The sequence below is a fragment of the Psychrobacillus insolitus genome (genome assembly GCF_003254155.1).
Taxonomy (GTDB): domain Bacteria; phylum Bacillota; class Bacilli; order Bacillales_A; family Planococcaceae; genus Psychrobacillus; species Psychrobacillus insolitus.
The window spans coordinates 53,183-73,814 of the sequence record NZ_QKZI01000007.1; the positions used below are offsets into that span (position 1 = coordinate 53,183).

Sequence of the window (20,632 nt, forward strand, 5' to 3'; positions counted from 1 at the left end):
AAGATAAAGCTTGATTTTAAGCAGTTTCCAGAACTAAAAAAAATATTAATTTTTTTATTCATTCGTGTTTTATGGTATATTATCAATATAAACAATTAACATTTGCTGTAATACCCTCTCTTCACGAACTTTAATTAGAAAATCAATATATTTATTCGTATACTGCATAAAAAACATCTATTTCATCACAAATATATTGACTTAGCTCAGTAAAGTTTGTACACTGTATAAAATCATTTGTTTTTTCTAGAAATACAACACCAACTAAATATGTAAGGATATGATGACATGAAAGTGTGTAAATTCGGAGGTACTTCGGTAGCAAGTGCAGAACAGATCAAAAAAGTTGCTGCAATCATTAAGGCAGATCCATCTAGAAAATTTGTAGTTGTTTCAGCACCTGGGAAACGTTTTGATACAGATACGAAAGTAACTGACTTATTAATAGAATTATCAAATGCAGCCCTTCAAAAAAAAGATATAAATGAAAAGCTACAGCTTGTAGTAAATCGCTATAAAGAAATCGCAATCGGACTTAATATGGATGGAAAAATTTGTAAAGTAATTGAAGACGATTTGCGCCTACGTATTTCACAAGACCAAACAGAGGTAGAATTATTCGTAGACAACATTAAGGCTAGTGGTGAAGATAATAATGCAAAACTTATTGCCACTTACTTTACAAGTATAGGTCTACGCTCACAATATATAGATCCAAAAAGTGCAGGACTAGTTGTTAACGACTTACCTGAGCGTGCTCAAGAGTTACCTGAAGCATACGATAATCTAAGTACTCTTAAAAATCTTTCTGAGATTGTTGTATTCCCTGGATTTTTCGGTTATACAAAAGAAGGTGTATTGCGAACGTTTGACCGTGGTGGATCCGATATTACAGGATCTATTTTAGCTGCAGCAGTTCGTGCAGATTTGTATGAAAACTTTACTGATGTGGACTCTGTTTTTACAGCAAATCCAAGAGTTATAAATAGCCCTGTTGAAATAGAAGAAATTACGTATCGTGAAATGCGTGAACTTTCATACGCTGGTTTTTCCGTTTTTCATGATGAAGCATTAAGACCAGTATTCAAACTCGGAATTCCTGTTTGCATTAAAAACACTAATAATCCATCTGCTCCTGGTACAAGAATAGTTTCTGAACGCAAAAAAACAAAACGTCCAGTCACTGGTATTACAGCAGATAGTGGTTTTTCTATTTTATATGTAAGTAAGTATTTGATGAATAGAGAAATTGGGTTTGGACGTAAACTACTTCAAATTCTTGAAGAAGAAGATATTTCATATGAGCATACGCCATCAGGACTCGATGATATCTCTGTTATTTTGCGTAGTTATCAACTAACACCTGAAAAAGAAGAACGCATTATTAATCGCGTGCTAAATGAATTACACGCCGAGGATGCCCATTTCAGACATGATTTCTCAATGATTGTGATTGTCGGTGAAGGCATGAACAATAGTACAGGCTTAGCAGCACGTGCTGCAACTGCGATCTCTAGAACAGGTGCTAATATTGAAATGATTAACCAAGGTTCTTCCGAAGTCAGTCTTTCTTTTGGTGTGCATAAAAGCAATGAAAATATGATACTCCGAGAGTTATATAAAGAATTTTTTTCGGCAGTAGCAGTGGGATAAACGATAAATTGAGGAGGAGCTACGTGACTGCGTCACGTAGCTCCTCTATTGTTTTCTGGTAATCCTATTACGATTTCCGTTTTTTACTGACACCTACCACTTTTCTATTTAATTTATAAATCATGATTACTAAAATATAGCAAAATCGATATACGACTTATCCGAAAATAAGTGCAAAGAGAGACTTTTCTCATATGTTTGCACTTATTTTAAAATATGTCGTGTGTAGATTTTGGGCATTTTTGAAGTTTTGGAATATTTTTTTGGCATGTTTGTTTGTATGGCGCTCTCTTTTGTTAGCCACATATGAAATGAACTCCCCACTCTTTACTAATTGGCAGATTTCACCTATCGTTCCCCACTTAGCATCCGTAACTTAAGTATGTATCATAATTCCATTGTGTTGACAATACTTATTTTATATGAGATAATGATATCTGTTGACAATTTGGTAACACATAAATTTAGAAATTTGGCATTCTGCTTTATGTTTTTGATAATACTTATTCACACTGGCGCGACTACAGGGTCGCAAGGACGTAAAAGAAGGTAGGGTTTACGTTGCTTAGGTTAGAAGGCAACCAGTGGAACAATTTACCGCGGCATTGAAAGATGAACCTTTCATGGAAATTATTCCCCGATTATTCGGGATGATATTTTATAATTCAAAAGTTATGTTTTACCTATATTAAAATCAAGGGGTGTTCTCATTATGAGAGCACCCCTTGTCCAATTCTTCAACTAATTCTCTTTTAAAAAACTCAAATTAATATGAAGCGCTTCTCCACTCACAATTCCATGGTACTCTTCAATCGTATTTGTTGTTGTCACTAACATAAACATTACTCACTTCTTTGGATAACTCTTCTTGCAACATTAGTTTACAAAAAAATCAGAAAAAAACACGAAAGAATTTCTCTCTCGTGTTTAAAAGTATGCTTATTTTCTAGTTGGAATCATATTAAATATAATATTCAATACGATTGCGGTAAGACTACCAGCAACAATTCCGTTACTCGTTAAGATTTGGAAGCTTTCTGGAAGAGATAGAAACAAGTCTGGAACAACTGTAACTCCTAAGCCCATTCCAATCGAACAAGCAATAATCATCGAATTATCAACGGATTCATCGACAACTTTGCTAAGCATTTTAATCCCTTGCGCTACAATCATTCCAAACATCGCAAGCATGGCTCCACCTAGAACAGAAGAAGGAATAACCGTAGTAACCGCAGCAATTTTAGGAATGAAGCCTAATAAGATTAACATACCACCAGCTATGTAAATAACTTTTTTCGTTTTCACACCAGATAGTTGTATAAGCCCTACATTTTGTGAAAAAGTTGTGTATGGGAACGAATTGAAAATACCGCCAAGTAAAACGGCAATCCCTTCTGCACGATATCCTTTTGTTAAATCTTCTTTTTTAATTTTCTTATCAAGAATATCTCCTAAAGCAAAGTACACACCTGTAGATTCTACTAGTGATACAATCGCAACTAAAGTCATCGTGATAATTGGTGACCATTCAAAAGTAGGTGTCCCAAAGTAAAAAGGAGTTACCATATGGAAATAATCTGCGTTTTGTACATTCGTAAAATCAACTTTCCCCATTAATATTCCCGCAATAGTTCCTGCAACAATACCAAGTAGGATCGAAATAGATTTTATAAAACCAGTAGAAAAACGATAAAGTAAAACAATAAAAAATAATGTTCCAAATGCTAATGAAATATTGGAAGCTGAACCAAAGTCACTAGCACCTTGTCCACCACCCATATTATTAATGGCAACTGGAATTAGTGTAACCCCAATAATCGTTACGACAGAACCTGTAACTACTGGAGGGAAAAATTTTACCAATCTCCCAAATAGACCACTGATTAATATGACAACAATTCCAGATACAATGATAGCTCCATAAATAGACGAAACTCCGTACTCTCCACCAATAGCTATCATTGGACCAACTGCAGTAAATGTACATCCTAATACAACTGGAAGACCAATACCAAAAAAACGATTGCTCATTACTTGTAAAATTGTTGCAACCCCACACATTAATATATCAATAGCTACTAAATATGTTAGTTGTTCAGAATTTAAACCAATCGCTCCACCAACAATTAGTGGTACGAGAATCGCTCCAGCATACATAGCGAGAACATGTTGAAAACCAAGGGCTGTATTTTTTAAGATATCATTCATATAGATGGAGACTCCTCAACAAATTCTACTTTCCCATCTGCTAAAGATTTAATAATTGCTAACGATTCAACACGAATACCTTTTTCACGAACCATGCTTCCACCAGTTTGGAATCCTTTTTCAATGACAATCCCAACACCTGAAGTTTTTGCATTTGCTTGTTCTACAATATCAAGTAATCCAAGAACTGCTTGTCCATTCGCTAAGAAATCATCGATGATTAATACAATATCTTCACTACCGATAAAGTCTTTCGAAACAGAAATGTCATTCGTTTCACCTTTTGTAAAAGAATGCACTTTAGAAGAATATAAGTTTCCTGATAATGTTAATGATTTACGTTTTCTTGCAAAAATAACTGGAACACCTAGATTTATACCAGCAAACATAGAAGGTGCAATTCCTGAAGATTCTATCGTTAATATTTTTGTAATACCTGCATCTTTATAACGATTTGCAAATTCCTCTCCAATAGCTTGCATTAATAATGGATCTATTTGGTGATTCAAGAATGTGTCTACTTTCAAAACATTCTCTGACAACACTTTTCCTTCACTGACAATTTTCTCTTTTAATAATCTCATCTTTCCTAATTCCCTTCTACTTCTGATTAATGGAAAACAAAAAAAGCCCGATAACAATGTATCCACTCATAGTAAGAGTGGAGCAATGTCATTCGAACTTGTAATATCGAAAAGAAATAAAAAAACTCCGTAAAAATCACCAGAATTTAGTTACTTCATCGCCACTCATAGTCGGTTTATTTAAGGTAAACCGGTAGAAACTTGCAGGCCATATCCCTGCTATTATACGAGTAAATGCTATTAGAATATTTCCCATTATAGCACTATGGGTCCTAATTACAATGGCTTATAAAATGTTCAATGATTCATAAAATTCTGTTTCATGTTCTTATAAACATCAACAAAAAATGTAGGGTTTACGTTGATTTTATAAGTAAAAACACCTTGATTGGTATGAAGATAGAGGAATCCCCCTCCAAAAGAAAATGGTTTAAAAGACATATCATGAACATGCTGAAGTAAAAAACTATGATTTGCAGAACGAATGGTTTCAGTTGTCATAACCAATTCCAATTGCTTTTCTGTTTGCTGCATTTGATAATAAAAGTCAATCGTTCGCTCTACTTCTATATAAATAATAGATGTATATTCAGTCAAAAGGTGCACCTCCCAAGCTTCCATTAAGTGTATCATTTGTTTTGTCTTATACGCTATTCACTCACATCGGTGCATAATCAGCCAAATTCAAAACGGTATTTTTTCCTAATACTAAATTCGCTAGCTCAGCTCCAACGAATGGACCTGCAGTTAATCCAGAAGCACCAAGGCCATTAGCGAAATAGACGTGCTCAAACCCAGGAACTTTCCCTATTGTAGGTAGAAAATCTGGTGTATAAGGACGGAATCCAACGCGAACTTCATCTATTCGTGCGTTCTCTAATGACTTAGCAACCCCACTAGCTTTTTCTAGTAGTTCTTGTTTCCCTTCTTCTGTTACTCGAATATCATAGCCAGTATTTTCTTCAAACGTAGATCCAGCTACAACTTTTCCATCACTGAAAGTAAGTAAATACTGATTAGTCGGAGGCAACACAACTGGCCACTCCCCCGTATTTACGTTATCTATGTGAAAATGCATAATTTGTGCTTTTTGAAAAGTAACATTCATGTTAACTCCTAGATTGTCCGGAATTTCATTTCCCCATGCACCAGTAGTTAAAATAATCTTATCTGCAGTTAGCTTTGTCCCTTCTATTAAAACACAACCATTTACCACTTCTGCATTTCCAACAATTACTTTAGCTCCTAGTTTTTCAGCGGCACGCGTCAAAGCATCTCGCATAGAACGGCCATCTACTCGTGCTGCTCCTTCTACATACAAAGAAGTAAAGTCCTCAGAAATCAGTGGAAAGAGTTTTCTAGTCTCTTCCGGATTAAGTATTTTTAACTCCCCAATTTCGGGTGCATCCTTTCTTTTTTCAACAGCACGTTCTAACATTTTCTGTAATTTTTTTTCGTCATTTTGGAGTGCAATCGCCCCAACTTGTTTGTAACCTGTCGCATTTTCTCCTAATTCTTCTAGTTCAAATACAAGTTGTTTGTAATACTTTGCTCCATTTTTTACGAGTTCATACCATTTTTTGTTTCGTCTTTGTGAGATCCATGGACAAATTATTCCAGCTGCGGCAGCTGATGCTTGTCCTAAATCTTGCCGATCAATTAGAGTGACATCTACCTTATTTTTCGCGAGATGATACGCAGTTGATGCTCCTAAAATACCTCCACCTATAACAATATAAGAAGTCATTAACTCTTCACTCCACTTTCTAAACTATTTGATAGTACTTTCGGTTTTATAAGCATGTTGTTTCTCCTTCTTACAGATAGTATCTTTTTCTAATTATAATGGAGATTTTCGTTAACAGCCTGTCTAATATCTTTTATTATGGGTATAAAGATATTACAGCACTGTAAACATTGTATGTAAAGGGAGTGAAATAGATGAAATGGCAAGGTAGAAAGACTAGCTCAAACGTGGAAGATCGACGTGGTAAAGGTGGCGGAAAAGCAATTGCTGGAGTCGGTGGCGGACTTGGACTAATAATTGTAATCATCATCACATTACTTGGTGGAAATCCAGAAGATTTAATGGGAAACTTAGGAACAACAGATCAACAATCAAGCTCGGTACCGTATGAAGAAACTACGGAAGAAAAAGAACTTGCAGAATTCGTCTCTGTTGTTTTAGCTGATACGGAAATAGTTTGGGCAGAAATTTTCAAAGAAAACGGAATGACTTATTCTAATCCAACGCTTGTTTTATATTCAGGAAGCGTTGACTCTGCTTGTGGGACTGCCGGTTCTTCCGTAGGACCCTTCTATTGTCCAGGAGATTATAAATTGTATATTGATTTGAGTTTCTATCAAGAATTACAAAATAACTTCAACGCTCCAGGGGATTTTGCTATGGCTTATGTCATTGCGCATGAAGTTGGACATCATGTACAAACATTACTAGGTACGTCGGAAAAAATAATGCCACTTCGTCAAAAATTGAGTGAAGAAGAGTTCAATAAATACTTAGTTCGATTTGAACTTCAAGCCGACTACTTTTCAGGTGTATGGGCACATCACGCCCAAGGAATGGGATATTTAGAAGAAGGCGATTTGGATGAAGCACTAACCGCAGCAAGTGCTGTAGGTGATGACACACTACAAAAAAAAGCACAAGGATATGTTGTTCCTGAGAGTTTTACACATGGTACATCGGAGCAACGGAAAAGCTGGTTCTACAAAGGATATGATAACGGAACAATTCGGGGTGGGGACACATTTAATACAACTAATCCTTAAATAGGAACACAGATGAGAAGGGATTCCTCTTTTTATCTGTGTTTTTTATTTTATTGACCACTTGTTCATCAAAAACTTATAATGAAACAAATCCGACCTTTATATAGAAGAAGGAGTTGTTAAAATGAACTTACCTTTTACAAAAATGCATGGATGTGGCAATGATTATATTTACATAAATTGTTTTGAACATTCCGTTGAAAATCCCGAAGAACTCAGCCGTGTTATTTCAGATAGACATTTCGGAATTGGTGGAGATGGAATTGTTCTGATTTGTCCTTCCAATGTGGCTGATGCAAAAATGCGCATGTTCAACATTGATGGTAGTGAAGGGAAAATGTGTGGAAACGCTATCCGTTGTGTAGCAAAATATGTATATGATAATAATATCGCTACAAAAGAAACACTTCAAATCGATACACTGAGCGGTATTAAAACAATTGAATTGCAAACGACAAATGGCCAAATGACTTCGGCCACTGTCGATATGGGAAAAGCCATTTTAGAACCAATGAATATTCCGGTTAATATTCAAGAAAATGCTCCACTTATTAACTTTCCAATCCTGATTGAAGATGAGCCTTATTCCATTACAACTGTTTCTATGGGAAATCCACATTGCGTTATATTTTGTGAAGATGTTCACTCCATTGACCTTGCTAAAATAGGTCCGAAATTTGAGTCTCATCCAATGTTTCCCGAGAGCGTAAACACTGAATTTATTCAAGTTGAAGACCGCAATACAATACGTATGCGAGTATGGGAACGTGGAAGTGGTGAAACACTTGCATGTGGAACTGGAGCTTGCGCAGCAGTTGTGGCAGCTGTATTAAATGGCCATTGCGACAAAAACACAGACGTAGTTGTCAAACTACTCGGTGGCGATCTTATTATTCGATATACGGACGACACTGTATTTATGACAGGCCCTGCAACGAAAGTATTTGACGGTGAAATTAGCTTTACCTAGCGAACATTTATGATATTGAAGTAGTGGAATTCTATTTTAAATAGAAGCCACTACTTTTTCTATGAATCAGTTCGATTAACCTCAATTTTATTTATTCACCCTCGTTCAGCCCTTCTTTTCACTCAAAACATTACCATTAACCCCAGAAAATCCTCACTATTACAAATGGAATTCCCTCTATTAACGCGTTATTTGTCACATTTACCTCTATCCTATACTTGAATCCATCTTTGTAATATAATTTTTCAATTTGTAACACGATTGGAAGTTTACCGTAACATTCCTGTAATACAAGACTGCTATGATGTGTTTAGCCTAAAGAAGCAAGGAGTAGAGTATTTGAGAAAATTTCTTGGAACACTCATTATCGTAATTGCATTATTGGTTGGCGGAGCCACTTCAAGTATGGCCGCATCTTCAACTTACACTGTAAAAAAAGGGGATTCATTATCTAAAATAGCTAATATGCATAATGTTTCTGTCTCTAAATTAAAGTCAATGAACAACCTAAAGTCAAATGTGATCCATCCGAAGCAAAAACTAAAAGTTACCGGTACTGCTAAGTCATCAACACCATCTCGTTCAAATACTGATAGTGTAGCAAAAGAGTTTTACGTTTCTGCGAGTGCTTATACCGCAAACTGTAGCGGGTGCTCAGGTATTACAAAAACAGGTCTGAATTTAAAAAAGAATCCTAATCTAAAAGTTATTGCTGTCGATCCTAATGTGATCAAACTCGGTTCAAAAGTTCATGTAGAAGGTTATGGATATGCAGTCGCAGCAGATACCGGCGGAGCTATTAAAGGAAATAAAATTGATGTATTCTTCCCATCTAAAAGCACTGCCTATGGTTGGGGAAGAAAAACAGTAAAAATTAAAGTATTAAACTAAATAAAAAACCAACTTTCTTTACCAGAAAGTTGGTTTTTTGTATTTCCAATTATTTTTTTGAAATATTAGCAACGATCTCATATGACTTTAATCTTTCTTGATGATCGAAAATTGGGGAATTGATCATCAATTCATTCACTTGGTTAGTTGACACAAACTCTTCTAGCTTAGCTTTTACCGTTTCTGGAGAACCTACAACTCGCGCCCGTAGTGACTGATTTACCCCGATCTTCTCTTGCTCTGTCCAAAGTTCTTCTATGTTTCTAGGTGGCTGCATTTTCCCTCGTTTACCACGAACCATTCCAAGAAATTGTTGCAGCAAAGAACTAGATAGATACTCTGCATGTTCATCTGTTTCAGCAGCGATAACATTTAAGCCTGCCATTACATACGGCTCTTCTAAATACTTAGACGGTTGGAAATAAGTTCTGTACATTTGAATTGCTTGCTCCAAATAATCTGGTGAAAAATGACTTGCAAAGGAATACGGCAAACCCATTATTCCAGCTAATTTGGCACTATACGTACTAGATCCTAACAACCAAATTGGCACTTCTAACCCTTGACCTGGAACTGCCATGACTGCTCGAGTAGACCCCTCTTCAATCGGTTCAAAATAAGATTGAAGTTCATTTACTAGTTCTGGGAAATTATCTGCTCCACTAAAATCTCTACGCAATGCACGAGCAGTCAACATATCCGTTCCTGGAGCTCTTCCTAAACCTAGATCGATTCTCCCTGGATAAATTGACTCCAATGTACCAAACTGTTCTGCAATCACGAGTGGAGAATGATTTGGCAACATAATTCCTCCTGCTCCAATGCGTAATGTACTTGTACCGCTGGCTAAATATCCGATCAATACGGAGGTTGCTGAACTTGCAACCCCCTCCATATTATGATGTTCTGCTACCCAATGACGTTTATACCCTAATTTTTCTGCGTGTTGTGCAAGCTCCATACTATTTTGAAATGCATTTCGAACAGTAGAACCTTCTGTCACTGACGATAAATCTAATACGGACAAAGGGATATTTGTTAATGTTTTTATTTGATTCATCTTATACTCTCCTCCAATTAATCAATATAACTACTCGTTTATTTGTTATTCTTCTTTAACAGCTCGATCAAGTTCTGAACTCTCTCCCGAGTGGTTTTTATCTCATCTTCTAAAACTTCAATATGATACGTTCCATTATATTGTGTTATTTCTACGATGTCCCCTTCTTGAAGGGATACAGTCATTAGGTTACGATCAATCAAAAGCTGTTCCACTTCCTCAGGAAATTTCAAAAACACGGCAATATCCTTTTCAAATCGGTCTAGTGTGTATTTATTTGAGTTCACTCACTATCTCTCCTTTATCATTCAGAAGTCTTGCTGCGTCCCCATCATTTAACCACATTTGTCCGTTTGTCCATTTTATATTCCCTTGCCCTTCTGCTGCATCTGGACCACTTGTTATATAAATTGTTTTCCCTGCTGCAAGAGATATATTTGGAAACTTGAATGTTTGATTACCACTGACTGATACCAATTGCCAACCTTTTAAGTTTATGGAAGATTCCCCATCATTCGTGATGCCGACAATTTCTTCTCGAAGATCTTTACTCGTAATTGCGATAGTTGATTCTGACGTAACTAGTACAGAAGTACTTTCTTCTGGCAAATTTTCTGTTGTTACACGATAATCTATTCCATTTGTTTTCACAGTAATATTCCCAACTTCAGCAGTTGCATAAACATCCGCCCCTATTTCTTGGAATTGGTTAACGACTGATGCATTTGGATGTCCATAGGAATTATCTAATCCATAACTCAAAATAGCTACTTTAGGATTTACTACTCGAATAAAATCTTCCGAACTACTCGTATCCGAACCGTGATGACCGGCTTTCAAAATAGTAGACTCCAAATCATATACTTGAAGCATGCTCCGCTCAATACCAATATCAGCATCTCCAGTTAGCAAAAAGGATACTTCTCCATATTGTACTTTTAACACAATAGATGCTTCATTATTATCAGCAGCATCCTCTCCTGCATTCATCACGGTAACTTTAAGACCGGGATCCAGTGCAATTTGCTCCCCTTTAGACGGTACAATGTATGATATTTTTTTATCTAGAATGAGTTGCAACATTTCTTCATATGTCTGAGAAGTATGCGTTTTCCCAGAATCGACAAAATTGTTTATTGTAATAGAGTTTAGCACCGTTATTAATCCACCGATATGGTCAGAATCAGGATGTGTGGCAACAACGTAATCTAGATTTTCAACGCCCTGTTTACGCAAATAAGATACGACTTGCTTACCAGCACCCTTTTTTCCACCATCAATAAGCATATTTTTCCCTTTAGGTGACTGAATAAGAATGGAATCTCCCTGTCCCACATCGATAAAGTGGACGGCCATTTCTACACTTGGTTTTATAGGTATTGCAGTTGTTTCTACTTGTTCTACTTGTTCTACTTGTTCTACTTGTTCTACTTGTTCTACTTGTTGTTCTTGTTGTTCTTGTTGTTCTTTTTGTTCTTTTTGTTCTTCTTGTTCTACTACTGGTTCCTTTGATGATTCTTCTAATGTACAACCTACTAATAACAATAGTAGTGTAAGCATCATGAGAAATTTGTATTTCATTTAATTCCTTCTCTCTATAAAAGAAAAAGAGCCGTAGCATATACGACTCTTTCTTAGTATTAATTATACCATATTTTTTACTATTCTTTTACAAACTCAATTGTACTTCTAATAGTATCAATTGGACGAACTAAACCTTCAATATGTTCACGTTTAGACTCTAAGAAAGGAGGTAATGATAGTTTTTCTCCAAGTGTTTCGTATGGTTCGTCTCCCATGAATCCTGGACCATCTGTTGCGAACTCAAACAAGATCCCTTGTGCCACTCGTGCGTATAATGATTGGAAGAAGAAGCGATCCACAAAACCAGAAGTTTGGAAACCAAAGCTTGCCAAACGTTCTGTCCATTCATCTAGAACAGCACGGTCTTCTACGCGGAACGCTGCATGGTGAACAGTTCCAAATCCTTGGCGACCAGGAGGTAAAATGATATTTTTTTCCACAATCACTTGTGCCCCGTTTCCACCTTCACCAACTTCAAATAAGTGGAATGATCCTTCTTGTGCAATTTCTTTAAATAACATAACTTTTTCTAATACTTCTTTCATATAGTCAAATTGAGCAATACGAATAGTAATTGGGCCAAGTCCAGTAATTGCATACTCTAATGGAACCGGTCCATTTTGCCATGGAATTCCTGAAGCAACTCCCTCATTATTTTCATCTGAAATCAATTGGTATTGTTGATCATCAAAGTCCACAAATGAAAGAACTTTCGTACCGAATTGTTCTTGAATACCTGTATGTTTTACATCTAGACGATCAAAGCGTTTTACCCAGTAATCTAAAGCTGCGTCAGTTGGTACACGGAAAGCTGTTTTATAAATTTCATCTGTTCCATGAGTACCTTTTGGAATATTAGGGAAATCAAAGAATGTCATATCCGTACCTGCTCCACCAACATCATCTGCAAAGAATAGGTGATATGTTTGAATATCATCTTGGTTAACTGTTTTCTTTACTAAACGCATACCTAATACATACGTGAAAAATTTATAATTTTCTTCTGCGCTACTAGTAATCGCTGTTACATGGTGCATACCTTTTAAATGGTTCATCTATTATTCCTCCTAAGGAAATCAGTTATCTTTAATTTAAGTATCTCTAATTCGAAGTAATTTTAACATGTATAAAATAAGAAGTCAAACCAAATGAATACACACTCTTCTCATTAAAAAAATACCAAGACCCACTCAGGTGAGATCTTGGTATTTTTTATTTATTTTTAAAAAGTTAAACTTTGTTTCTGAAACTATAATGGCGATCAGTATAATTACTGCACCAATCCCCATTTTTACTGTCAGCACTTCACTTAAAATCATGACTGAAAAAGCCATGCCCCAGAAAGATTCGGTTGACAGAATGATAGCTGCCTTTGTTTCAGTAATGTATTTTTGAGCAACTGTTTGTAATAAATAAGCAATGGTTGTAGAAAAGACACCCAAGTATAGTAGGTTTAATACTCCTTCTGTTTCGAAACTAAAGGACGTTTCCCCCTGAATAAATACCATAGTCCACGCCAATATTGCCGCTACGAGCATTTGAATAATCGTTAACTGAATTGGGTCTTCCTCTTTTACAAACTTCGCTGTATAAAATATATGGAACGCAAACCCAACAGCACAACCGAGGGTCAGCATATCGCCAATATTTAACGAAGATGATAGTTTTAGCGACAATACCGCCACACCGATTAAAGCAAGTAACGCACCGCTCAACTCATAAATATCCATTTTGCGTTTATAAAAGAAATAGCCGATAAATGGAACAATTACGACATTGACTGCTGTTAAAAACGCATTTTTAGATGGAGTCGTGTATTGCAACCCTATTGTTTGAAGTGCAAAAGCTGCGTATAAAAATATCCCTAAAACTGTCCCTTTCAAAAGGGTACTTTTCTTTATGTTCTTTAGTTTTTTATAAAAAATTAGACTTAATAAAATGACGCCTATTAAAAATCTTCCAGCCAATATTTGATAGGGCGTATAATACTCTAACGATACTGCACTAGCTACAAATCCACTTCCCCAAATAATTGCTGTAATCACTAAACCTATTTCTCCAAGATATTGTCGCATGTAATCCCTCGCTATTTTTAAAGTATCCTTATTATAGCGCGAGAAAATTGTTTATGCATTACTTCATAATAAAAATACACACCTAGCAATATAATAATTACCAAGTGCGCATCCTTCTTACTAGAGAGCTATTCTTGTTGAAAAAGCAGTGAAATTCTCTATCCATTTAAAGGATTTTGAAAATAATTCTTCTTCAAATGCATAGCTGGAAAAAGTATGATCTGCATGATCTATAAAATGCTTATCTACTTCTTTTTTACAGCCTCTTTGGTCAAGTGCCTCAAAGTACCGATTCGCATGCTCTTTCGGCACATCTTCATCCTCTTTTGCATGAATGATAAATGCCTCATCTTTGTAGGAGCAAATTGCTTCTAGTGGCTGATGATTTTTCAAGTCTTCTAAAAATTTGTGACTAACATAAAATCCATTGTAATCCACTTTTCCTTTAGATTTTGCAGTTGCAACATTAACTTCACCTAATATTCCTGTAATATCTTCAAACGGTTTACCAACTGGAGACCATAAGATTAGTTTACTAATTCTTTTATCTCTGGCTGCGGTAATGGAAGCAACTGCACCACCCAGACTATGGCCAATTAAAATAATATTTTCTGCATCTACTTTTTTATTAGTAGACAAATAGTTCAATACTGATTGAACTTCATTTAACTGATTTGTAACGGTCACATCCGCATAATCGCCGTCACTCTCTCCACACCCACTAAAATCGAAACGGAAAACTCCATACCCTTTTTCAACGAAATATCGAGAAGCTTTCACAAATAAACGATGTTCCCCTACCTTACTTCCAACAAATCCATGTAGGAAAACAATAAGCGGTACTTGCGTATAACTGCTATTTAAAGGAAGTTCTAAAACTCCAGAAAGATTTAATTTATTGGAAACAATATTAATTGATTGATTGATCATATAAAACACCCCTTCAATTCGCTTACTGACTAAACAAACCTATTTACTAGGTATTATAAATTAAATTTATCCATTAGTCAATAACTCTGAATAAATAGATATTTTAATAAATCGGATATCCTCTTGACACACCCGGCTTGAAAGCATATCATTACTACTTGCGCTAAACAAATACGTGGTTCGTAAACCTCCCACGGAAAAAAACTAAGGAGAAATGAATAATGAAAACTAAAACAATTGCAATAAGCGGTATTATTGCAGCACTATATGTTGCGGTATCACTAATGGTGGCGCCTTTTGGATTTACTGCAGTTCAATTCCGTGTATCCGAAATGTTTAATCACCTGATCGTGTTCAACAAAAAATACTTTTTTGGTATTGTACTCGGTGTATTCGTAACCAATATGTTTTCTCCACTCGGTTTATATGATCTTACTTTTGGGGTTGCACATTCGATTATCACATTATCGCTTACGATACTCGCTTCTAAATATATAAAAGGAAGTCTAGGACGAATGATTTTTAACACGATAATGTTTACATTTACAATGTTTATTATTGCATTCGAATTAAATTTGGCTCTTGATTTTCCATTCTTCTACACATGGTTAACAGTAGCAGCAGGTGAATTTGTTGTCCTTGCAGTAGGTATTCCTATTATACTAGCTTTAAATAAACGATTGAATTTTAAAACATTAATTTAATGATAAAAATAAACTCCCTCTGGTGAAACCACCTGAGGGAGTTTATTTGTTAATTTACTTTTTTAGGGCCATTCCAGTACAGTTCACGTAAACGGAATTTTTGTAGTTTTCCTGTTGCTGTTTTTGGAAGTGCCTCTACAAATTCAATTGATTTTGGTGCTTTGAAATGAGACATATTCGAGCGGCAGTAGTCTATTATTTCTTTTTCTGTAACTATTTTTCCTTCATGAAGCACGATAATTGCCTTTGGAACTTCTCCCCATTTTTCATCAGGAATTGCAATAACTGCAGCCTCTAAAATATCGGGATGTTTATATAGTACACCTTCAATTTCTGTGGAAGAAATATTTTCTCCTCCAGAAATAATCATATCTTTTATTCTATCTTGAATTTCGATATAACCATCAGGATACGTTACGGCCAAATCTCCTGTATAGAACCAACCGTCTTTAATCGCTTCGGCAGTTCTTTCGGGATCTTTGTAATAACCATCCATGACTACATTTCCTCGAGTGACAATTTCACCAAGTTCTTTCCCATTCCACGCAACTTCTTGTCCATCTTCTTGGTTTACTACTTTTGTTTCTCCGTTGAAAGCAAGTTCAATTCCTTGTCTCGCTTTAATCGTAGCCTGTTCATCAGGTGATTTCTCATCAAATTCGTTTTTCCATTCATTATATAAAATGAATGGTGAAGTTTCAGTCAATCCATACACGTGAATCATATTTAACCCTAGAATTGCTTGTGCTTTCGCAATAAGCGCAGCTGCTGGAGGGGCTCCTGCAATTGCCATTCGCGGATTTGTAGTAATTTTTATTTCTTTTGCCAATGGTTCATTTACCAACATATTTACCACTGTCGGTGCACCACATAATAAGGATATTTGATGTTCTGCAAATAAATTCAAAATAAGCGGTGGATCAACTTTTCTTAAACATACATGCGTTGCACCAGCCGCTGTTATTGCCCATACTCCACCCCAACCATTAGCGTGGAACATTGGTAAAGTGTGCAGATACACATCATCATGTTTTACACTCAAATGATACAAGAAATTGGCCGCATTCATATAGTTTCCACGATGCGTTAACATAACACCTTTAGGTTTAGATGTAGTTCCACTCGTATAATTTAATGTAAGGAGCTGATTTTCATCAATTTCTGTTTTTGGTAAAGTAAAATCTTCGAAGTCTTGTTCAATAAATGCTTCAAAATCTACCCCATTCAATGAATTCGTTTCCCCTTCTATAGAAACAACGATAACTTGGTCGAAAGGCAAACGATTTCCAATTTCCTCAATAGGACTAGTAAATTCTTCATCTACTATAAGCATTTTGGAGTCACTATGCTTAATGATATACTCCAAGTCCTCTGCATTCAGTCGGTAATTCAGAGGTACAAGTACAGCACCTATTTGGCAAATTCCATAAAAGCTTTCTAGCATATAATGAGTGTTTGGTAACATGACTGCGACATGATCGCCTTTTTTAATACCAGCTTTTAATAGCGCCGCAGATAATTTGTCTGCACGTTGTCCAAATTCTTTATATGTAAACTGTTTATCGCCGTCAATAACTGCTACTTTTTTTGGATAATATTTTATCGCTCTTCTTTTCCAATCTAATGGTGTTAATGCAGCAAACATTCTATCCAACTCCCCTTTTGTAAATGAATTTTTTATATAGAGCTTTCTATTTGTTTAATCGAACCGAAAACCCCTTTTTCTTTAAGTGATTTAATCGTCTCACTATTTATGCCCAGTTCTTCCAAAACTTCATGAGTATGTGTTCCTGTTTGCACCCCAGCAAACCGGTACTCGGCTGGTTGTGTTGAAAACTTAATAGGAAAAGCAATTTGCTTTTGTGAGCCTTCATCATATTTTGGTACAGAAACTACTAGTTCTCTTGCCTTTATATGTGGATGTTCTACAGCTTCTGAAAAATTTAATACTGGCTCCACACAACCATTAAATCCATTTTCAAGAATGGTATTCCATTCATCCAATGTCTTTTCTTTAAAGGTTTTTTTGAGCTTATCTTTAAACGCTAATTGATCTGCTCGGTTCTCACTACTACTAAGTTTAAACAAACCAGGATCCCCAACTAATTCACAAAGCATTATTTGAAACTGAGGCTCTAGGCTTCCTACTGATATATATCGATTGTCTCTTGTTTCATAATAATCATAAAAAGAGCCACCGTTTAACAGTAAAGATTCAGCAGTCGGCTCTATTCCTCCAACTAAAAAACTAGGTCCATACATCGCATTTAACGAAAACGATACATCCGTCAAACTAATATCAATATGCTGGCCTTCCTCGTTTTTTTGTCTATGATACACTGCAGCTAATATTCCAATAATAGCTGGCATTGAACCTCCTGCTAGATCCGCTACTTGTACGCCAGCTGGTATAGGAGCCTGACCTTTTCTAGAAGAATAACTGGAAACACCCGCTAAAGATAAATAGTTAATATCATGACCTGCCTGGTTACGAAGTGGACCAGTTTGCCCATATCCCGTGATAGAGCAGAATATAATAGCTGGATTTATTTCTTTTAACTTTTCATATCCAATTCCCAGTTTTTCCATGACACCCGGTCGAAATTGTTCTACGACAATATCGTATTCCTTTATTAATTGGTAGACAATTTCTTGTGCTTCTGGCTTCTTTAGATCTAATGCGAATGAACGTTTAGAACGATTTAAGTGTGCAAAAGTAGCAGATACTTCTCCATCCATTGGACCTTCATATTTTATTAAATCCTCTCGATTTGGAGCTTCTATTTTCAACACATCTGCTCCCATATCAGCGAGCATCATCGTAGCAAACGGTCCAGGCACCAAAGTCGAGAAATCTAATATTTTCAAACCACTTAAGATCCCCATGTTTCATCCCCTTCGTTCGTAATATTCTAAATATTCCGCCATGTGTTCTATTGTAATATTAAAACCTTACACATACAATGAAATATTCTGAAGAATAAAAGGATAAAGTGTCGAATCGTAAAAGAATAAATTAGAAATTGGTGTCATTAAAAGTAATTGTAATGATTCTTTGGTTTGTATTTTATTACTACCGGGAATAACACAGTAAAAACAAGTTTTTGCTGGGGGTAATACAAGTGACGAAAAAGACTAGTAAGTCATGGAGTAAGAGAAAGCGTATAATCCTGGGTTCAATTGGTATGTTTGCACTTATTTTTTTAGCTGTTATTTTGTGGCATACATTTAAACCGCTCCCTGAAGGGATTTCATATGCAGGAGAGCTTCATAAAACGGACAAGGTCGAATTTTTAACAGATTTGACTTATGCTCAAGATCAAGATGGAACAGGTATGGTGCATGAAAATAATATATTTGAGGAAGTATATACAATGATTGACGAAGCAGAAGAATTTGTCGTTGTCGATTTTTTCATGTTTGATGGATACTATGATGGAGAAAAAGATTTCCCGAAGATAGCAGATACACTTTCTACTAATTTAGTAAACAAAAAGGCAGAAAACCCTGACATGCCTATCGTATTTATAACAGACCCGATTAATCGCGGATATGGTTCGTATGAAAATGAATGGTTTAAAAAAATGCGGGAATCTGGTGTAGAAATAGTGTACACAGATTTAAATCAATTACGTGATTCCGTTCCAATATATTCTGGTATTTACCGAATATTTTTTCAGTGGTTTAATATAGGTGGAGAAGGTTGGATAGGAAATGCTATGGCAAGTAAAGCGCCAAAAATGACCATTGCTTCTTATATGGAATTACTTAATATAAAAGCAAATCACCGTAAAGCAGTCGTTACGGATAAAGAAGCCATGATTACCTCGTCCAATTCGCATGATGCAAGTGGATTCCATGGCAATATTGCACTAAAAGTTACAGGCCCTGTATTGAATGACATATTAGAAGCAGAAGAAGCTGTTTCACTATTTTCAGGAGGTCCAGAGCTCCCTCGTGTGGACATAAAGAAAATAGATGGTCAATACGAAGTGCAATATGTAACGGAAAGTAAAATACTAGACGCTCTACTAGCTGATTTAGCAGAAACTAAAAAAGGGGATAAAATTTGGCTTGGTATGTTTTTTGTAGCAAAACGTGATATTATCAATGCATTAATTGATGCTTCAAATCGCGGAGTAGATGTAAACATCATCCTTGACCCTAATGAAAACTCGTTTGGCCAAGAAAAGTCAGGACTTCCCAATCGCCCAGTAGTGCAAGAAATGGTGGAAGATACGGATGGAAAAATGAAAGTTCGTTGGTACAATACCGTAATTGGTCAATATCATACGAAAGCAATTTGGATTCAAACAAATGAACATTCGATTATTTCAAGTGGCTCGGCTAACTATACAGAACGAACATTAGATGATTACAATTTAGAAGCGAACTTACGCGTTATTGCACCAAACGATAGTGAGCTTGCAACAGAGATGGAATCCTATTTTGAACGTATTTGGAATAATGAAGATGCTATGTACACAGTTGACCTTGAAGAGTTTCAAGATAGCTATACTTGGTGGCAACGATGGATATATACACTTCAGAAATTTATGAAAGTTACTACTTATTAATGAGAAAAGCGGAAGCGCCTATCTCTGTCCCGACAGGCAAATGGGGAATTGCGAGGAGGCAGCTCCTCAGCCACCGCAGTAATTACCCATTTGACCCCGAGGGGCAAGGCGCTGGAGCTAGACATATTATGCAGAATTTTTATAGAATTTCTTATATTTTAGAAAAGCGAAAGACCCGAATCTATGGTTTATACCTAGATTCGGGTTTTTTTAACAAGCACGTGGCACATGAACTAGGTAAAATAAATATTATGCTTCTGGTTCAAATGTTTTGCAATCTGTTTCTTCACTCGTAGATGCATGATTACCTTTTTTACTTACCACATAAATTGCTTTTGCATTACACTTGTTCCCTGAATCCCAATACGTACAGTTGTTTACTTCACACATAACGTCTTTAGCCATTTGTACTCCACCTCCTCATTTATTAGCATGAACAAATGGAGGAAGAATAATACTTATAAACATGGAGATCTATGTATGCATTTTTACTAATATTAACGATCATATAAAGTGGATTGTCTAAATTCATAAAATGTTAACTTTTATGTTGGTTTTTAAGTACTAATTTGTTATAGAATTAATTTAGTAAGTTTTTTACAA

General features: G+C 35.8%; 19 protein-coding genes and 2 riboswitches. Of the genes, 6 read left to right on the forward strand and 13 right to left on the reverse strand.

Annotated features, from left to right (window positions below):
• Positions 1-288: 288 nt before the first annotated feature.
• The gene (locus C7437_RS13520; protein WP_111440274.1) at positions 289-1,653 is read left to right on the forward strand and encodes an aspartate kinase; all 1,365 of its coding nucleotides are present in this window, start codon (positions 289-291) and stop codon (positions 1,651-1,653) included.
• Positions 1,654-2,592: 939 nt separating this feature from the next.
• Here the strand turns inward: C7437_RS13520 and C7437_RS13525 are convergent.
• The 4 genes from C7437_RS13525 to C7437_RS13540 all read right to left on the reverse strand — a co-directional run bounded on the left by C7437_RS13525 (position 2,593) and on the right by C7437_RS13540 (position 6,192).
• On the reverse strand, positions 2,593-3,861 hold the full coding sequence (locus C7437_RS13525) for a nucleobase:cation symporter-2 family protein (RefSeq protein WP_111440276.1): 1,269 nt from the start codon (positions 3,859-3,861) through the stop codon (positions 2,593-2,595).
• Positions 3,858-4,445: a xanthine phosphoribosyltransferase gene (locus C7437_RS13530; protein WP_111440277.1), complete on the reverse strand. Its 588-nt coding sequence runs from the start codon at positions 4,443-4,445 to the stop codon at positions 3,858-3,860. Before C7437_RS13530 ends, C7437_RS13525 begins: the two co-directional genes overlap by 4 nt.
• Before the next feature lie 148 nt (positions 4,446-4,593).
• A riboswitch (purine riboswitch) is annotated at positions 4,594-4,695 on the reverse strand.
• 47 nt (positions 4,696-4,742) lie between these two features.
• Positions 4,743-5,042, reverse strand: coding sequence for a hypothetical protein (locus tag C7437_RS13535; RefSeq protein WP_111440279.1), 300 nt, complete (start codon positions 5,040-5,042; stop codon positions 4,743-4,745).
• A gap of 61 nt (positions 5,043-5,103) precedes the next feature.
• Positions 5,104-6,192, reverse strand: a complete 1,089-nt coding sequence (locus tag C7437_RS13540) for an NAD(P)/FAD-dependent oxidoreductase (RefSeq protein WP_111440281.1) — start codon at positions 6,190-6,192, stop codon at positions 5,104-5,106.
• A 194-nt stretch (positions 6,193-6,386) separates the two neighbouring features.
• On the opposite strand from C7437_RS13540, the gene ypfJ reads away from it, so the two are divergent.
• From ypfJ to C7437_RS13555, 3 genes are all read left to right on the forward strand, one after another.
• Complete coding sequence (gene ypfJ / locus C7437_RS13545; protein WP_111440282.1) at positions 6,387-7,238, forward strand: KPN_02809 family neutral zinc metallopeptidase; 852 nt, start codon at positions 6,387-6,389, stop codon at positions 7,236-7,238.
• Between the two features lie 124 nt (positions 7,239-7,362).
• On the forward strand, positions 7,363-8,208 hold the full coding sequence (gene dapF, locus C7437_RS13550; RefSeq protein ID WP_111440283.1) for a diaminopimelate epimerase: 846 nt from the start codon (positions 7,363-7,365) through the stop codon (positions 8,206-8,208).
• A gap of 339 nt (positions 8,209-8,547) precedes the next feature.
• Positions 8,548-9,099 (forward strand): 3D domain-containing protein, encoded by a 552-nt coding sequence (locus C7437_RS13555; protein WP_281269972.1) that lies wholly within the window; start codon positions 8,548-8,550, stop codon positions 9,097-9,099.
• A gap of 49 nt (positions 9,100-9,148) precedes the next feature.
• Here the strand turns inward: C7437_RS13555 and C7437_RS13560 are convergent, their stop codons facing one another.
• From C7437_RS13560 to C7437_RS13590, 6 genes are all read right to left on the reverse strand, one after another.
• Positions 9,149-10,159 carry an LLM class flavin-dependent oxidoreductase gene (locus C7437_RS13560; RefSeq protein WP_111440284.1) on the reverse strand — a complete coding sequence of 337 codons (1,011 nt, stop codon included), beginning with the start codon at positions 10,157-10,159 and terminating at the stop codon, positions 9,149-9,151.
• Between the two features lie 38 nt (positions 10,160-10,197).
• Complete coding sequence (locus C7437_RS13565) at positions 10,198-10,446, reverse strand: DUF3006 domain-containing protein (RefSeq protein ID WP_111440285.1); 249 nt, start codon at positions 10,444-10,446, stop codon at positions 10,198-10,200.
• Positions 10,433-11,740, reverse strand: a complete 1,308-nt coding sequence (locus tag C7437_RS13570) for an MBL fold metallo-hydrolase (RefSeq protein ID WP_245909296.1) — start codon at positions 11,738-11,740, stop codon at positions 10,433-10,435. The genes C7437_RS13565 and C7437_RS13570 overlap by 14 nt, the downstream gene beginning before the upstream one ends.
• A gap of 80 nt (positions 11,741-11,820) precedes the next feature.
• Positions 11,821-12,798, reverse strand: coding sequence for a ring-cleaving dioxygenase (locus C7437_RS13580; RefSeq protein WP_111440290.1), 978 nt, complete (start codon positions 12,796-12,798; stop codon positions 11,821-11,823).
• A 135-nt stretch (positions 12,799-12,933) separates the two neighbouring features.
• Positions 12,934-13,818: a DMT family transporter gene (locus C7437_RS13585; protein WP_111440292.1), complete on the reverse strand. Its 885-nt coding sequence runs from the start codon at positions 13,816-13,818 to the stop codon at positions 12,934-12,936.
• Positions 13,819-13,938: 120 nt separating this feature from the next.
• The gene (locus C7437_RS13590; protein ID WP_111440293.1) at positions 13,939-14,748 is read right to left on the reverse strand and encodes an alpha/beta hydrolase family protein; all 810 of its coding nucleotides are present in this window, start codon (positions 14,746-14,748) and stop codon (positions 13,939-13,941) included.
• Positions 14,749-14,917: 169 nt separating this feature from the next.
• Positions 14,918-14,962: riboswitch (PreQ1 riboswitch) on the forward strand.
• A gap of 7 nt (positions 14,963-14,969) precedes the next feature.
• Between C7437_RS13590 and C7437_RS13595 the strand changes: the two genes are divergently transcribed.
• Positions 14,970-15,452: a QueT transporter family protein gene (locus tag C7437_RS13595; protein WP_111440295.1), complete on the forward strand. Its 483-nt coding sequence runs from the start codon at positions 14,970-14,972 to the stop codon at positions 15,450-15,452.
• Between the two features lie 49 nt (positions 15,453-15,501).
• Here C7437_RS13595 and C7437_RS13600 read toward each other — a convergent pair whose 3' ends face one another.
• Both C7437_RS13600 and C7437_RS13605 read right to left on the reverse strand, forming a co-directional pair.
• Positions 15,502-17,097: a long-chain-fatty-acid--CoA ligase gene (locus C7437_RS13600; protein ID WP_111440296.1), complete on the reverse strand. Its 1,596-nt coding sequence runs from the start codon at positions 17,095-17,097 to the stop codon at positions 15,502-15,504.
• 32 nt (positions 17,098-17,129) lie between these two features.
• On the reverse strand, positions 17,130-18,338 hold the full coding sequence (locus C7437_RS13605) for a CaiB/BaiF CoA transferase family protein (protein WP_111440298.1): 1,209 nt from the start codon (positions 18,336-18,338) through the stop codon (positions 17,130-17,132).
• A 236-nt stretch (positions 18,339-18,574) separates the two neighbouring features.
• On the opposite strand from C7437_RS13605, the gene C7437_RS13610 reads away from it, so the two are divergent.
• Positions 18,575-20,029: a phospholipase D family protein gene (locus tag C7437_RS13610; RefSeq protein ID WP_111440299.1), complete on the forward strand. Its 1,455-nt coding sequence runs from the start codon at positions 18,575-18,577 to the stop codon at positions 20,027-20,029.
• A 249-nt stretch (positions 20,030-20,278) separates the two neighbouring features.
• Here the strand turns inward: C7437_RS13610 and C7437_RS13615 are convergent, their stop codons facing one another.
• Positions 20,279-20,434, reverse strand: a complete 156-nt coding sequence (locus tag C7437_RS13615) for a DUF1540 domain-containing protein (protein ID WP_111440300.1) — start codon at positions 20,432-20,434, stop codon at positions 20,279-20,281.
• Positions 20,435-20,632: the final 198 nt, after the last annotated feature.